The sequence below is a fragment of the Paenibacillus sp. FW507-14B1B genome (genome assembly GCF_058781425.1).
In genome coordinates, this window is sequence record NZ_JBYSWS010000001.1 from 1,722,325 (window position 1) to 1,737,516 (window position 15,192).

The window sequence follows — 15,192 nt, forward strand, 5'->3', positions numbered from 1 at the left end:
ATGTGGCCCCCCTCAGCTATGCTCTATAACACATACGCCGGTAACTTAGAAAGCCGCGTCGCCTACGACGCGGCTTTCTACATGAATAGTAGTGTAGTTATTAAAAAACTAACCTTACGCTCATTCTAAATGTCTGCTTTAGACGGCTTCGGTGCTTTAGGCTTTGCAACATTTTTACCTTTCAGCAATAGCCACAGTGGGCTGGCAATAAAGATTGAAGAGTAAGCCCCGAACAGCAAACCAATTACGATTGCTAGTGAGAACATTCGTATTGATTCTCCACCCATGATTAACATAAAGAATGCTGCAATGAATACCGATAATGCGGTATACAATGAACGAGCAATGGTTTGAGACAAACTCTTATTAACTAGTTCCACTAGATCAGAATACTTTTTGATTTTTGCAAACCGCAGATTTTCACGGATACGGTCAAAGATAACGATGGTATCGTTAATGGAATAACCGATAATCGTCAAAATAGCGATAATAAACGTCAAGTTCACTTCCAAACGGAAGATGGAGAAAATACTAATGACCACAAATGCATCATGCAATAGTGCGATAATAGCCGCTATCGCAAAACGCCACTCGAATCGAATGCTGACATAAATAATAATTCCGACACATGACAGCAATACCGCATAAATCGCATTTTGTCCAAGCTCTTTAGCCATTTCAGGATCGACCGTATTCACTTCAAAGGAAGCGTCCTTGTCCAATTTCTGAATGCCTGCTTTTAAAGCTTGATCTTGAGGCTCCGTTAGCACCTGGCTAAAACGAATATTCACTCGATCATTACCCGGTGTAATACTAGCCTCTTCTGCAATACCAGCTTCCTTCAGAATCGGCTCAAGCTGTTCTACTGTAAGTTGCTTCGATGTTGTAATATCCACGTTGGAACCTGAACGGAAATCAACACCGTAGTTCAATCCGAGAGCAGCAAGACATATTGCGCCGACGATGGTCAGAATAATCGAGAACGTATAAAAGTACCGGCTGGCACCTACATAATCAAAGTTTTTAAAGCGCACGAATGTCACTCTCCTTTACCCCGAAATGCTTCGGTTTGCTAGCCCAACCCATCTTAACAAGCAAATTGAGCAAGAAACGGGAGAAGTACACGTTCGTGGCAATACTCACGATAATCTCCAAGATAAGAACAAGTGCAAATCCTTTAACAGCACCTGTACCGAACGCAAACATAACAGCAGCAACGATAATCGTTGTTACGTTAGAATCCATGATTGTACGGAATGAGTTTTTACCACCCGCTTTAACGGAAGACGCAATACTCTTTCCACTTCGCATCTCTTCCCTGATACGTTCATAAGTAATAATGTTGGCGTCAACCGCCATCCCGATCCCCAAGATGAATGCCGCAATACCTGGCAATGTCAATGTGAAATCGGCCAATACAAAAATCAATATAAGCAACCATGTATGCACGATAAGTGCGAAGCTCGCAAGCAAGCCAGGAATACGATACATACCGATCATAAAGATTAGAATAGCTACAGAAGCGATTAAGCCTGCTTCGAGCGTCTTAGTCAAAGATGCCATCCCTAAGGTTGCGCCTACGCTTTGAGAGTATTTCTCTGTCAGCTTCAGCGGTAGTGCCCCTAGATTAATCGTATCACGAATTTGCTTCGCTTCGTCAATCGAATAATTACCAGTAATTTGCGCGCTACCATCCGTCAGAACAGCTCGTACCGTCGGAGCAGATAATAGTTCGTCATCCATAAAGATCGCAAGTTCTTGTCCAAGAAGACGCTCTGTAATTTCAGCGAAACGAGCTTTATCTCTTACTTTGATATCAATCACTGGCTGATTCAAGCTATCATAAGCAACAGAGGCTCCATTCTCTACGAAATCGTCTCCCCGAAGTTCAATCTTACAAAACTCTTCTCCCTCTTTACAGCCGTCATTGCTTCGGAACGTAAGGTTCGCTGGTTCTTTCATCGTCTTGCGGACCTCAGCCTCGTCGGTTACACCGGCGACCTTCAGACGAATACGGTTCGTCCCCTCCGGTGTTACCTCCGGTTCGGTCGTTCCCATTGCGTCTGCACGTTTTTGTAAACTTTTTGCGGTCTCCTGCAAGGCTTCTTTTGTCACCTGCTGGCCTTCTACCAATGGTTCGGCCTCATAAAGGATTTCAAAGCCGCCCTTAAGATCCAAACCTAAACGAACGTCTTTTACTAATCCCGGGCTCGTCACAACCATGATTCCGGTGACCACGAGTACGGTAACGATGAAACTGATGATTCTCTTCATGCCGTCCCTAGTTCCCCCTTCTATTTCTCAATATTCCTATTATAGCCATGCCTCAAAATCCAGTCAATTTATCATTAATTGTCGATCTGATCAAAATAACTCAATTTCCCTAAAGAAAAGGGATCAACCTTCGTCAATCGAAAGGAGACCCCTTATATGCCGATATTGTCATATAATTCATCAAACTGGTAGCTTTCAACGATAATACGTCATTCACTAACTGATGAAGAGAAGGGATTCCCTGCTTCTCATACTTACTGCTTACGCATTTCCATACATCATCACTTGTCACATATTCGTAACCAACCATACGAAATTCTTCAGCTTTACTGGAGCAGATCATCTCAATCGTGACGATCAAATCTTCATCACTCATCGATTCCAATTCCATGTTCGCTCTCCTCCTCCTGTTACCTTAAAAGCATACATTCGACTACAAACGCACCATTCCCTTCTTTTCGTACCATGGCCTTAGAAAAAAGTAAAGCATCATATGGGACATGTAGGGCATATCCATAAAGTAGGACAACAATCAACCTGCACATGTTACGGATTCTTTTGACCAGGGAGTGGGATGAGTATTGAACAAGCAGTCATTTATTAAAGGGACCATTATTCTATTAGCCGCCGGTATCATCAACCGGTTACTCGGATTCATACCACGGATTTCGTTACCACGGATTATTGGGCCGGAGGGTGTCGGTATTTATCAGCTTGGCTATCCATTCTTTATCGTTCTTGTCACCATCATTACAGGGGGCATCCCTCTAGCCATTGCCAAAATGGTTGCAGAAGCAGAAGGTGCCGGCAATAGCGATTATGCCAAACGCATATTACGCACCAGTCTAACCCTAACGGTAACCCTCGGCAGTATATTTATGCTTCTAAGCCTCCTTCTTGCTCCATGGGTTACCAGCGTAATTCTGCCCGATCAGAGGGTCTATCAGACCTTTGTCAGTATGACACCCATGATGATAATCATAGCTGTGTCTGCTGTTTATCGTGGTTATTTTCAAGGTAAACAGAATATGGTCCCTTCTGCAGCATCATCGATCATAGAAACGATCGTTCGCATTGTGTGTATGCTCTGGTTTGCACATCTTCTGATGCCCAAGGGCCTTGCATACGGAGCGGCTGGAGCGATGCTTGGAACCGCAGTAGGAGAATTAATCGGAATGTTTGTGTTGCTCTGGCAGTATTCACGGAACGAACGAAGCAAAGGCACAATGAAAACACCTGACACAAGTAACCAACAGCTGACGATTAGGCCCGAAGAAACAAATCCTTCAATGCATAGAAGTATTCTTAAGCGCCTGATGGGTATTGCCGTTCCTGTTACAGGAGGCAAAATGGTCGGCTCGATTTCATACTTAATGGAATCTATAATTACAGCCCGAAGCCTGGCTATCGCCGGGATTGCTACTTCGGTTGCAACAGCACAATATGGAGCCCTTCAAGGCATGGTTATCCCGCTACTACTCCTTCCAGGAGCGATTACAATGTCATTGGCTGTAGCGTTAGTCCCATCCCTCTCCGAAGCCGCTGCCAGAAAAGATATCGTTATGATCCATAAACGTATGAATCAAGCACTACGTCTTGCTTTTGTAACTGGAGCACCTTTTGCCGTTATCATGTACATCTTAGCGGAACCACTATGTCTTCTCCTTTATAACAATACCGAAATTGGCAGCATGCTTAAGATCATGGCTCCCTTTGCATTATTTCTTTATGTACAGGCACCGTTACAAGCTGCACTCCAAGCATTAGATCGGCCTGGAAGAGCCCTCATTAATACATTAATCGGTGCCTTAATAAAAATGAGCCTTATCTTATATTTATCCTCGAATCCTGCTTTCGGTATTAAAGGTGCGGTCATTGCAATCATTGTAAATAGCATTGCAGTAACGCTTCTTCACGGATACAGTATCTCCCGATTAATCGGATTCCGTTTCAAAATGATGGACTTTATCAAGACTGCAGCAGTCATGATGATTATGGGTGCAGGGGTGTTATTTGGATATCAACATTTTCCGTTCATCACAATCCCTTGGCTTCAGTTTCTATCAGCAGCTGGTGTGGGCGTGATTATATATGTCGTTGTTGTATTTATGGCAAAGCTTGTTACTCTTCGGGACTTGGTAAGGGTACCTATAGTCGGGAAATGGTTTAATCGTTAAGAAAGTAAACGCCCCTTACAAGGAGTCGTTGCGATCAACATACAACCTTCCCTTATGATCTATGGAGCATAAGAATACTTCTTTAAAATCTTTTGCACCTTTACTTTGAATTTCATTTTTCAACCAAAATCTTGTTTTATTGATAAGCTCCAGGTTCTCATCCTGCACCTTTCCATCCAAAATTAAAGGAATTGGCAGACCCTCATAGGTAATTTTGCTGTACGGAATCTCAATCCGATTGCTGTCCTGTCCTGATTTATTATTCGAGCGTTTGTCTGATGACTGTTTCGAAGGAGGTGAACTACTGTTTGAAAGGTTTTCATCACTAGTAGCATCTGAAGCATCTTTAGGAATGACTGTCAGTTGACCTGATGTTTCAAGAATCGCAAATTCAACATCTGCCAAGCTTGCAATATCTTTCCCCCTAAGCTGCTGCATCAGATCATCTAGGTTATATCGCAGCTTACTCATTTCTTTACGATGTAACTTACCCTTAGAGATGAGAATACTGGGCCTGCCGTCGGCGAGTAGACGCACTTTGCGGTTCTTCAACCCCCAGTAAGCAAGACCTACCTGAATCGTAACAAGCACGGCTATCGGAATCAGCCCATCATGCAGAGGCTTACTTGTATCTTCGAGAACAAAAACAGCTATTTCTGCAATCATAATGGAGATCACCAAGTCAAAAATAGATAGTTTTCCGATCTCTCTCTTCCCCATAATCCGTAAAGTTATAAAGGTAATCCCGTACATTAAAATTGTCCGGAGAATAAGGAGTGTTATATGCGTCGTCAATTAATTTCCCTCCTAGTGGATTGGACATATTCAAGGTACTGGTATTCTGACCCCTGACTCGTCTTTCCATTCGGTAGTTCATAATTAATTAATGGTAATCATTTTGGGGGCTTGGCCATACAATGGTTATTAATTGTAGTTTAATAAAGGGGGTTTGATATATTGGAACAGATCAGGCGCGCTTTCTCCTTAAAAATCACAAGTCCTATTCTCTCAGGTTTATTGTATGCCTTTATGTGGATGTTTCTCGGAGCTCTCGGACTGTCTTTGCTTCTGTGGGCAAGCAGTCTATCCGAGGATGATTTATCGATGTACACATTCCTTGTGCATGGAGTTTCTGCAGCATTTGGAGGTATTGTAAGCGGTAAGCGGGCAGGTAACAAAGGATGGTATTATGGGTGTATGACAGGTCTTTTATATGGCATCATGCTCATCCTCATCGGTTTTCTTGCTTTAGACAGCTCATTATCATTTAGTGATCTTACTCTAATTGCTGCCGTTTTAGTTGCTGGATCAATCGGTGGAATTTTTGGTGTGAATTTACGTAAATAAATTGTTAATTCTCTTCACTTAAACTGTGTTACACTGATAACATTGTTTATGATTAGGAAGAGGAGGCCTTTGTTTCATTGTTATATCAATCCATGAATACCATTGCCCTATTTACGACACTTAATGTGATCGTACTCTTGTGGGTTGGTACACTCCATAACCCATTCAAGGCACTATTCGCCCTTGTCAAAGAGCTTGTCACCACACCGCGCTTCTTCATTCTATTTGCTGCGATGGCGGGCATTCTTATGCTTAACAAGTACGAATTGCAATTTGAGCAAGAGTACTTTAATTATCATAAGGATTTCACACCCATGATATTCGGGTGGGAAGGCTCTTTTGTAAAACATCTGCAGGAGCTGTTCTACAGCCCTTGGATTACTCCGATTCTCGCTTATTTCTACTTACTCGTGTTTCAGGCTTTGATAATCGGATCAATAGGCGTATATTTAATTCAGCATAACAAAGCACATGTGTATGCCACTTGTTATGCAATTCTTATCAACTACGCCATGGCTATTCCTTTCTTCTTACTATTCCCAGTAAATGAAGCATGGTCCTATCAGCCAGCAGGAGTAACTTTCTATATGCTTGAGGTTTTTCCTGACTTTGAAAGTGTGTATCGCCCTCTATCCGGACTCAATAACTGTTTCCCGAGCCTTCATACCTCCTTGTCCGTTACGATGGCCATTCTTGCATTTCGATCCGGCAATAAACGTTGGGCAATCATTACAGGTGTAAGTGCTGCTCTAATTGTTTTCAGCATCTTTTACCTTGGCATTCACTGGTTGTCTGATATGATTGCAGGTTCCCTTCTTGGCATATTTGCCTCAACGCTAGGCATTTATCTAGGAAGACTCACCCATCAAAAGGCAAGAACCACATCACTTTACAATAAGCTTACTAATTAAGACAAGTAGGGCATCTCACAAGATCTAAGATCTTATGGGATGCCCCTTTCTTTTTGCCATACGCTCACACCTATATATACATCAATATACATCAACACAAAAAACACCTTACTATATAAAAAAGAGCTGTCCCCAAGTAAAAAATCTACTTGCAGGATAGCTCCTTTTTCATTACTCTCTACTACAACTCTCATACCAGCAAGAGTTATTTAGACACCTTAATTCGTGGTGCTATGGCTAATTGAACTGCGATCGAATGTCAGTTTCGTGACATCATTCACTTTCAATACAACCACGTCATCAGTGATCTCTACAATTGTGCCGTGAAGACCGCCAATCGTTACTACCTTATCACCTTTTTTCAAAGCGCTAAGCATAGCATTACGAGTCTTCTGCTTCTTCTGCTGTGGACGGATAAGCAGAAAGTAGAAGATGACAAACATCAATACGAAGGGTAGAATCAATCCTAAAATCCCACCACTGCCTGTTTGTGCTGCTGCAATTTCAAACATATCTTTCCCCCCCTTCATGGACTTCCCATGATGGTTTTACAATTAAAAACCCTTTTCATTATCATGCAGGCCATATTTTTCAAAAAACTCATCGCGGAAATCAAGCAGACGATCTTCCATGATGCTCTTCCGCACGTTGCGCATGAGATTAAGAAGGAAATGCAAGTTATGATTCGTTGTAAGTCGTAGACCAAACGTTTCATCACTCTTAATCAGATGACGCAAGTAAGCGCGTGAGTAGTGACGGCAAGTGTAGCAATCACACTCTGGATCCAGCGGTCCAAAATCCCTGGCGTACTGAGCATTGCGAACGACAAGACGACCTTGACTGGTCATTGTCGTTCCGTTGCGAGCAATCCGCGTCGGAAGCACACAATCGAACATGTCCACACCCCGGATAGAGCCCTCCAAGAGTGCATCAGGCGAGCCGACCCCCATCAGGTAACGCGGTTTATTGTCCGGAAGCAAGGGTACCGTGTAATCCAGCACTTCGTACATAAGCTGCTTGGATTCTCCCACACTAAGTCCACCAATAGCATAACCCGGGAAATCCATGGAAGTCAAATCACGCGCGCTCTGGCGGCGCAGATCTTCATACATTCCTCCCTGAACGATAGCAAACAAGCCTTGATCATGTGGACGAGCATGGCTTTTCAAGCAGCGTTCCGCCCAGCGTGAAGTTCTTTCAGTAGACTTTTTAACATAATCATACTCTGCTGGGTATGGTGGACATTCATCAAATGCCATCATAATATCTGAACCGAGCGCATTTTGAATTTCCATGGCAACTTCTGGCGAGATAAACAATTTATCTCCGTTCAAATGGGAACGGAAGTTAACGCCCTCTTCCGTTATTTTTCTCATTTCTGCCAGACTAAATACCTGAAATCCGCCACTATCTGTCAAAATCGGACGATCCCAGTTCATAAACTTATGAAGTCCGCCTGCTTCTTTGATAATGTCATGACCAGGACGAAGGAATAAATGGTAGGTGTTGCTCAAAATAATTTGTGCATCCATTGCCTTTAGTTCTTCAGGACTCATCGTCTTGACGGTTGCCAACGTTCCAACAGGCATAAATGTTGGTGTCTCGATAATACCGTGTGGTGTATGTACGCGACCGAGTCTTGCACCCGATTGCTTACATGTTTTGATATGTTCATAGGTGATAGCTGCTGCCATTTTGATTTAACCTCCGAATTAATAGATAAACATTGCATCGCCGAAGCTAAAGAATCGATATTCCTGCTTCACCGCTTCTTTATAAGCTGCAAGTATGTGGTCTCTTCCTGCCAAGGCGCTAACGAGCATAACAAGGGTTGATTTAGGTAAATGGAAGTTCGTTATCAACGCATCCACCACTTTAAATTTATATCCAGGGTATATAAATATACTCGTCCAGCCACTGCTCTCTTGCAAGAGCCCACCTTCACATTGAGTCCCCACGGTTTCTAGAGTTCGGCAGGAAGTCGTACCCACCGCAACAACCCTTCCACCTCTGCGCTTCGTCTCGTTTAACAGATCTGCTGTTTCCTGAGACAACATAAAATATTCTTCGTGCATGACATGATCCTCTACCTGATCCACAGACATTGGACGAAACGTCCCAAGCCCAACATGAAGTGTTATAAAAGCGATATCTACACCACGTTCACGAATTTGATCAAGCAGCTCTTCCGTAAAATGCAGTCCTGCTGTCGGTGCAGCAGCTGATCCTTCATGCTTCGCATATACGGTCTGATACCGATCACGGTCATCCAGCTTCTCCTTAATATAAGGAGGTAATGGCATCTGCCCCAAGGAGTCTAGAATCTCCTGAAAGATTCCTTCATAGGAGAACCTCAAGGTTCGTGCTCCCAACTCCCCTTCTTCTTCGATGACGGCACGAAGCTTACCTTCACCAAATGTTATAACACTGCCCTTTTTTAGCCTTTTTCCGGGTTTAACAAGGGCTTCCCAACGGTCCCCCTCAAGATTCTTGAGTAGAAGTACTTCCGCCTTGGCCCCCGTGTCTTCTTTAGCACCAAACAGACGGGCTGGGATTACTTTTGTATCATTCAGTACCAGCGTATCGCCGGGACGTAGATGGTCTACAATATCTCCAAACACTTGATGAGATATATCACCATTCTCTTTATTGACAGTTAGCAGTCGCGATGAACTGCGGTCAAGCAAAGGTGTTTGGGCAATCAATTGTTCAGGAAGCTCAAAATCATACAAGTCTACATTCATTGTGGTCAGTCCTTAAATATAGTTGAGTTGCGATAATAGTGTTGCAAAATAGCTTCATAATCATACCCTTCATCAGCCATCCCTTTGGCTCCCCACTGCGAAAGACCAAGTCCATGACCGTTACCCTTACCGGTAAATTTAAATCCGGCTGTCTTGTCGATCACTCTAGCCTTTCCAGATGCACTCATCACAACTGAGCCTGCACCTGAAGCGTTCTGTGTTCCGCTTGCAGTTATAACAGAGATATTTTGACTACCCGAAAGGGTGGATACTTCACCGTTAGCGCTCAATACAGTATAACTTCCGGTTGGTTCAATATCAAACATCGTGCTCGGTAATCCATTAAAGGCCGAGCGGAACATATCTGGGTATTTTACATCCAAACTTTGTCCATTGGCCTTCACTTGAATAGCTCTACCTGATGGCCCCCTCTGGGTAATTTCCAGTGTATTAATTGAAGATGGAAGACTAGAGCTTGTTTTTCCCTTTAAAGATTGGAGCAACTGAGCAGAAGTAAAAGGCCCCCGTACCCATTCATAGCTGTTAGACTCGTTCACCTTATCCAAAATCACAGCCGTATCCCCGGGGTTCATCTGGGCTACCGGCTTTACAGCAGACTGAATGAGCGGAAGCGGTCTGATATTCGTGTCCTTCGCAGTCACCGTCATCATTGGCAGGCCTGCTACTGTGGTATTTCCGGTTTCTTTTACATTATCTTCACGGGCATAACCCGTCACACCATTAGGTAGAAGCACATAGTACCATTGTTTAAGAGAAGCTTGCGATGATTGATCTCCAGGACTCTCTACGGCTGCGAATAAATCATTAGCACTGTTCCACACCTCAGAAGGATCAGCCGTCATCCCTCCACTATTGGAAGAGAACACCGCTTCGACCAGTTTATTATTACTCATTAGCACTTCGCCTTTGGTAGCATCCACAGCTTGAGTGATACTCCCCTTCTCTGAACCTGTTCCGCTATAAGCCTGACTTAATACGGTATCTACCACATGAGCCACTTCGAATTTGTTTCCTTGAAATAAAGCATAGCTCCGTGCAGCAACAGCCTGGGCCTTCAATGCCTCAGTCCCCCATGAAGAGGGTACCTCCGCACCTACAACCGAATACAAATACTGCTCAAATGGAAGTTCATTGACTAGATAAAGCTGGCCATTCTTTGAACCGATCTCAATAGCCCCTCTATATGTACGATCTGAGCGCTCTTTCACTTGTATCCCTGCGCCGGAACCTTCCAACCATAGCTTGGACGTAGAACCTGCTAGCATGTAGTGAGTAATCGGCTGCGCCTTAGTCAGATCAAGTCCAACATCCTGCTTAATGATCAGTCCTGCGGTGTCTTTACCTACTTCATTTAAAGAGGCTCCACCAACAGCTTGAGCGGCCGCTTTCACTGTAGCCAAGTCGGCAGCATTTGCAGCTTCGCCGACCCATACAGCATACTTAGAGCCCGCCTCAGTAGGTACAAGAACATTAACAGCATCTACACCCACATTCGCAAAAGTCTTCCGCACTTTCTCAGCGGCAGCTTGAGATTCGAATTGTCCTGCTGACAGGTACATAGAACCTTTTGCAATAGGAGCCTGACCGTTCAGATGAGCAGCAACCGTCTTGGCTGTTCTGACTGCAGCTTCCTTGGCAGCTTTTTCGGTAGCATACATACCTGAGTATAACTGGTACACACTTCCCTCACTTGAAGTAGATAAGAAGAGTAGCGGCTTGTCTGATGTCGCTTGAAGTTTCTTCGCTGCCTCAGACGCAGTTTTCCAGTCCTTTGTTTCGAGCACTTTTACACGAAAAGAATCTATACTTAAACGAACCTGCTCAGCTGCAGGAGTTGTAAAAACGCCTTGTGAACCCTCAGAAGTAATTAGTGAACCGTTTAGCACATCTGCCGATTTAAGCGTTACAGCCGGCGTGGTAGACCTATATCTGCTCCCCAAATCTAGAAACATTGCAACCCTTATGGTATCTAGTGAAGGGGCAGCCGCGTTAGCAGCCGGTGCATGCCATACACTTCCAGCCACAACAACCGCCAACAGACCTTTGGCACACCATGAGCCAATACTTCGCTTCCATTCTTTTGTCATCGGATATGTCCTCCTGCGTTGTAAGAATGATGAAAAAATTCATGTAGCCTGTTACACAACCAATGAATGAACTATGAAACTATCTTTTATCTTCAGGAAACGGTAATCCTAGATGGTTGTAAGCGGCAGGAGTTACGATACGCCCCCTTGGTGTCCGCTGAAGAAAACCGATCTGAAGCAAATACGGCTCGTACACATCTTCGATCGTCTGACTTTCTTCTCCTATTGTAGCAGCAATCGTATCAAGGCCTACAGGACCACCTCGGAAACTCTGAATCATAGCATGAAGCATCTTATGATCCACTAAATCTAGCCCCATCGGATCGACCTGCAACATTTTCAGAGCTTCCGCTGCAATATCCGGGGTAATCATACCGTCACCACGCACCTGCGCATAGTCACGCACCCGTTTCAAAAGACGATTGGCGATTCTCGGTGTCCCTCTCGATCGTAGTGCGATCTCATTTGCTGCCTCACCTAATATCTGAATACCAAAAATATCAGCTCCACGAGAAACGATATAACTAAGCTCGTCCACCGTATAAAATTCTAACCGACTGACTACACCAAAACGATCCCGTAAAGGTGCAGATAAAAGCCCAGCCCTAGTCGTTGCACCTATTAACGTAAACGGTGGGAGATCCAGCCTTACGGAGCGCGCACTTGGGCCCTTACCAATCATAATATCCAGCGCAAAATCCTCCATCGCAGGGTACAATACTTCCTCTACTGTACGATGGAGGCGATGAATTTCGTCAATGAAGAGCACATCACCCTCCTGAAGATTAGTCAATAGAGCTGCCAAGTCACCAGGACGCTCTATAGCTGGCCCTGAGGTCGTTCGCAGGTTCACACCCATCTCATTGGCAATAATGTTTGCAAGGGTCGTTTTACCAAGCCCTGGCGGTCCATATAGGAGCACATGGTCTAGTGCTTCTTTACGCATTTTTGCAGCTTCAATATATATTTTAAGGTTTTCTTTAACCTGATTCTGTCCTATATATTCTGCTAGATAACGGGGACGCAGACTAAGCTCTGCTGCCTGATCCTCCATCATCAAGTTAGCCGTTATGATACGGTCATCCATATTCCATAACTCCTTTCAATAACCAAATCTTAACCGGCAAATAGCAACTGTAGTGCCCGTTTCATAATAACATCCACGGATTCACCTGCAGTTTTATCCTTAATCTTGAGCCATACCTTATCGAGCTCACTATCTGTATAACCGAGTGCCTTCAATCCCTCACGTGCTTCAGCCCATCCTGCGCTGTCATCTGGCTCCATATCATTCACAGCAAATAATCCAGTAGCGTAGGCAGCACTGCTGAAACCTTCGAGTTTATCCTTCAGATCAAGAATCATGCGCTGCGCTGTCTTTTTACCAATACCTGGAAGATTGACGAGGAACGAAATGTTCTCTTGATAAATCGCTGTAACAACATGATCCGGTGAGCCACCACCCAGAATGCCAAGCGCAACACGAGGGCCAATACCCGAAACCTCGATGAGCTTTCGGAATAGCATCTGTTCCTCTCTTGTCTGAAAACCAAACAGTAACATGGCATCCTCACGCACATGATGATGTGTATATATCGTAACGGGTCCTTCAACCTTTGCAAAAGCATACGGATTCGGGCAAAAAACCCGATAACCTACTCCCTGCACATCAAGAACTATATATTCATTCTCCATATGGACAAGCTGTCCTCGTAAAAAATCTATCATTTTCGAAGTACCTCATTTAACTTAGAATTAAGAGTATACGAATGGGCATGACAAATGGCAACAGCCAGTGCATCCGCCACATCGTCAGGCTTAGGAACACTTTGCAACTTCAAGAACATTCTAACCATTTCCTGTACTTGTTTCTTCTCTGCTTTACCGTACCCTACAATTGCCTGTTTGACTTGCATCGGTGTATATTCGGCAATGGGTAACCCCTGCTGCACAGCAGCCAGGATAAGTACTCCACGTGCTTGTGAGACGGACATCGCTGTTGTTACGTTTCGATTGAAAAACAACTTCTCAAATGCAACAGCCTCTGGCTTATATTTATCGATTAACTGTACCATACCATCATAAACATGTTTCAGTCTTTCCTCATCCGGCGTGTGAGCTTCTGTCTGAATACTTCCATATTGAACTGGTGTTACTTTACTTCCCACTTTATCGACAAACCCAAAACCGACAATAGCAATTCCGGGGTCTATTCCCATAATCCGCAAACCTAATCTCTCCTCTTAAAGCGAACATATGTATCGTTCTACTCATTATAACAAAAGATTAGCATCAGTTGAGGAAAAACTTTAAACCATTCATTTCCCAAACTTTAGACAACGCCAAAAAGGAGACACCCAAGGCGCCTCCTTCGTAAAAGTCATATTTTCGACACATTCAATCTTTAGTAAATAGCTGCTCTAGCTTCATTTAGTGAGCTTTCATTACATTTTCGGCCAAATCCCTTGCATAATCACTAAACGTCGACAGAACACTATTGTACTCTTCAATATCCTGAATACGTATGCCATCTTGAAGTTGCTTCAGTACATCCTTTGGCAGAGATGACTCCATCGATCCAATATCTAACTGAAAAAAGGTTCTCAGTACCTTTTCTTCTTGTGGTGGCCCCTCGAACAATGTAAGGTTCCCGTTTGCATCTATGCTCATGTAAGCTTGTTCCTTACAAGCTGGAGATAGGTCATCTGTCACTGTTTCTTCGAGCCATACTTCACCGTTGTCGTCCATCTTTCCTTTCCAAGATGGGTTATTGTTCATAAGTGAATAGACAGTATCGGTATCAAGATCACCGATTATCTGTTCCTCTACACCACACACAAACAAGGTCACGAGATGAACCTTCATTTTTCCTTGAGCGTTATTAAGCTGCTGCATAAATACACGCTGCTCATCGGACTCAAGATCTCCACCGTTTTGTAAATAATTCAGCGTTTCTATGGCAATAGGTGATTCATCCGTCATCTGTGTTAACAGTTTTTTCATTTGATCAGGCAACGTCTGTCCTGCCCAGGCTAAACAACCAATGATCAAAAAGAGAGTAAAGGTCCAAATGGCTCGTTTCCACCGTTTCCATCTTTTCCTTAATTGTTTTTTCATTCGGAAAACACTCAAGTATATCCCCTTCTGTCTCATGTTTTTCATAGTTTGACCGATACACTATTTATTTATTCAAAATATCAAGCCGTGATTTACTAATACTTTTATAAAAAAGTGAAAAACACAAAAAGAATCCATAAACCAGAAATACTCTGATTCATGGATTCTTTATCAATCGGGACGACACGATTTGAACATGCGACCCCCTGGTCCCAAACCAGGTGCTCTACCAAGCTGAGCTACGTCCCGAAAAAGAAAACAGTAATAAGATAATAGCATAAATTCAATAGATTTAAAAGAGTTTTTTAACAAGTCTATTTAGAAATGGCTAGATTACTAAAAAGAAGAAAGATTAATCCATTCTATGTAAACCAATGCTATATCACTAAAAAAGCCCTCAGGATCGAAATCCTAAGAGGCTTTCCAGTATTCATACAATGCCGGTGAAGGGACTCGAACCCCCACGGTTTCCCTCACGATTTTGAGTCGCGCGCGTCTGCCAATTCCGCCACAC

15 protein-coding genes and 1 tRNA gene are annotated in these 15,192 nt (G+C 43.6%); 3 read left to right on the forward strand and 13 right to left on the reverse strand.

Features of this window, described 5'->3' with window-relative positions; genetic code table 11:
* Positions 1-125: 125 nt before the first annotated feature.
* The 3 genes from secF to AC3WJJ_RS08180 form a co-directional block, all read right to left on the reverse strand.
* Entirely contained in the window at positions 126-1,034 is a 909-nt protein-coding gene (secF, locus tag AC3WJJ_RS08170; RefSeq protein WP_492539496.1) for a protein translocase subunit SecF, read from the reverse strand.
* The gene (gene secD / locus AC3WJJ_RS08175; protein WP_492539498.1) at positions 1,024-2,274 is read right to left on the reverse strand and encodes a protein translocase subunit SecD; all 1,251 of its coding nucleotides are present in this window, start codon (positions 2,272-2,274) and stop codon (positions 1,024-1,026) included. Before secD ends, secF begins: the two co-directional genes overlap by 11 nt.
* Before the next feature lie 133 nt (positions 2,275-2,407).
* Complete coding sequence (locus AC3WJJ_RS08180; RefSeq protein ID WP_492539500.1) at positions 2,408-2,665, reverse strand: post-transcriptional regulator; 258 nt, start codon at positions 2,663-2,665, stop codon at positions 2,408-2,410.
* Positions 2,666-2,855: 190 nt separating this feature from the next.
* On the opposite strand from AC3WJJ_RS08180, the gene spoVB reads away from it, so the two are divergent.
* On the forward strand, positions 2,856-4,451 hold the full coding sequence (spoVB, locus tag AC3WJJ_RS08185) for a stage V sporulation protein B (protein WP_492539502.1): 1,596 nt from the start codon (positions 2,856-2,858) through the stop codon (positions 4,449-4,451).
* A 15-nt stretch (positions 4,452-4,466) separates the two neighbouring features.
* Here the strand turns inward: spoVB and AC3WJJ_RS08190 are convergent, their stop codons facing one another.
* Positions 4,467-5,204 (reverse strand): YetF domain-containing protein, encoded by a 738-nt coding sequence (locus tag AC3WJJ_RS08190; RefSeq protein ID WP_492539642.1) that lies wholly within the window; start codon positions 5,202-5,204, stop codon positions 4,467-4,469.
* Between the two features lie 204 nt (positions 5,205-5,408).
* On the opposite strand from AC3WJJ_RS08190, the gene AC3WJJ_RS08195 reads away from it, so the two are divergent.
* Both AC3WJJ_RS08195 and AC3WJJ_RS08200 read left to right on the forward strand, forming a co-directional pair.
* Positions 5,409-5,798 (forward strand): TIGR04086 family membrane protein, encoded by a 390-nt coding sequence (locus AC3WJJ_RS08195; protein ID WP_492539504.1) that lies wholly within the window; start codon positions 5,409-5,411, stop codon positions 5,796-5,798.
* Positions 5,799-5,890: 92 nt separating this feature from the next.
* Positions 5,891-6,709, forward strand: coding sequence for a phosphatase PAP2 family protein (locus AC3WJJ_RS08200; protein WP_492539506.1), 819 nt, complete (start codon positions 5,891-5,893; stop codon positions 6,707-6,709).
* Positions 6,710-6,927: 218 nt separating this feature from the next.
* On the opposite strand, the gene yajC is transcribed toward AC3WJJ_RS08200, so the two are convergent.
* The 9 genes from yajC to AC3WJJ_RS08245 form a co-directional block, all read right to left on the reverse strand.
* Positions 6,928-7,221: a preprotein translocase subunit YajC gene (gene yajC / locus AC3WJJ_RS08205; RefSeq protein ID WP_492539507.1), complete on the reverse strand. Its 294-nt coding sequence runs from the start codon at positions 7,219-7,221 to the stop codon at positions 6,928-6,930.
* Positions 7,222-7,263: 42 nt separating this feature from the next.
* The gene (gene tgt / locus AC3WJJ_RS08210; protein WP_422660188.1) at positions 7,264-8,403 is read right to left on the reverse strand and encodes a tRNA guanosine(34) transglycosylase Tgt; all 1,140 of its coding nucleotides are present in this window, start codon (positions 8,401-8,403) and stop codon (positions 7,264-7,266) included.
* A gap of 18 nt (positions 8,404-8,421) precedes the next feature.
* Positions 8,422-9,453 (reverse strand): tRNA preQ1(34) S-adenosylmethionine ribosyltransferase-isomerase QueA, encoded by a 1,032-nt coding sequence (gene queA / locus AC3WJJ_RS08215; protein WP_492539510.1) that lies wholly within the window; start codon positions 9,451-9,453, stop codon positions 8,422-8,424.
* 5 nt (positions 9,454-9,458) lie between these two features.
* Positions 9,459-11,561, reverse strand: coding sequence for a SpoIID/LytB domain-containing protein (locus AC3WJJ_RS08220; protein WP_492539512.1), 2,103 nt, complete (start codon positions 11,559-11,561; stop codon positions 9,459-9,461).
* A gap of 79 nt (positions 11,562-11,640) precedes the next feature.
* Positions 11,641-12,648: a Holliday junction branch migration DNA helicase RuvB gene (ruvB, locus tag AC3WJJ_RS08225; protein WP_492539514.1), complete on the reverse strand. Its 1,008-nt coding sequence runs from the start codon at positions 12,646-12,648 to the stop codon at positions 11,641-11,643.
* Positions 12,649-12,677: 29 nt separating this feature from the next.
* On the reverse strand, positions 12,678-13,289 hold the full coding sequence (ruvA, locus tag AC3WJJ_RS08230; protein WP_492539516.1) for a Holliday junction branch migration protein RuvA: 612 nt from the start codon (positions 13,287-13,289) through the stop codon (positions 12,678-12,680).
* Positions 13,286-13,789 carry a crossover junction endodeoxyribonuclease RuvC gene (gene ruvC, locus AC3WJJ_RS08235; protein ID WP_422660183.1) on the reverse strand — a complete coding sequence of 168 codons (504 nt, stop codon included), beginning with the start codon at positions 13,787-13,789 and terminating at the stop codon, positions 13,286-13,288. Before ruvC ends, ruvA begins: the two co-directional genes overlap by 4 nt.
* Before the next feature lie 202 nt (positions 13,790-13,991).
* Positions 13,992-14,678, reverse strand: coding sequence for a BofC C-terminal domain-containing protein (locus AC3WJJ_RS08240; RefSeq protein ID WP_492539519.1), 687 nt, complete (start codon positions 14,676-14,678; stop codon positions 13,992-13,994).
* Positions 14,679-14,853: 175 nt separating this feature from the next.
* Positions 14,854-14,927, reverse strand: a tRNA-Pro gene (locus AC3WJJ_RS08245).
* Positions 14,928-15,192 lie beyond the last annotated feature (265 nt).

Excerpts from the sequence above, each read along its gene's own strand:
- queA (WP_492539510.1), bottom strand. The coding sequence starts at position 9,453 with ATGAATGTAGACTTGTATGATTTTGAGCTTCCTGAACAATTGATTGCC.
- AC3WJJ_RS08180 (WP_492539500.1), bottom strand. The coding sequence starts at position 2,665 with ATGGAATTGGAATCGATGAGTGATGAAGATTTGATCGTCACGATTGAG.
- ruvB (WP_492539514.1), bottom strand. The coding sequence starts at position 12,648 with ATGGATGACCGTATCATAACGGCTAACTTGATGATGGAGGATCAGGCA.
- ruvA (WP_492539516.1), bottom strand. The coding sequence starts at position 13,289 with ATGATAGATTTTTTACGAGGACAGCTTGTCCATATGGAGAATGAATAT.
- AC3WJJ_RS08190 (WP_492539642.1), bottom strand. The coding sequence starts at position 5,204 with ATGTACGGGATTACCTTTATAACTTTACGGATTATGGGGAAGAGAGAG.
- secD (WP_492539498.1), bottom strand. The coding sequence starts at position 2,274 with ATGAAGAGAATCATCAGTTTCATCGTTACCGTACTCGTGGTCACCGGA.
- yajC (WP_492539507.1), bottom strand. The coding sequence starts at position 7,221 with ATGTTTGAAATTGCAGCAGCACAAACAGGCAGTGGTGGGATTTTAGGA.
- tgt (WP_422660188.1), bottom strand. The coding sequence starts at position 8,403 with ATGGCAGCAGCTATCACCTATGAACATATCAAAACATGTAAGCAATCG.
- AC3WJJ_RS08240 (WP_492539519.1), bottom strand. The coding sequence starts at position 14,678 with ATGAAAAAACAATTAAGGAAAAGATGGAAACGGTGGAAACGAGCCATT.
- AC3WJJ_RS08200 (WP_492539506.1), top strand. The coding sequence starts at position 5,891 with ATGAATACCATTGCCCTATTTACGACACTTAATGTGATCGTACTCTTG.
- AC3WJJ_RS08220 (WP_492539512.1), bottom strand. The coding sequence starts at position 11,561 with ATGACAAAAGAATGGAAGCGAAGTATTGGCTCATGGTGTGCCAAAGGT.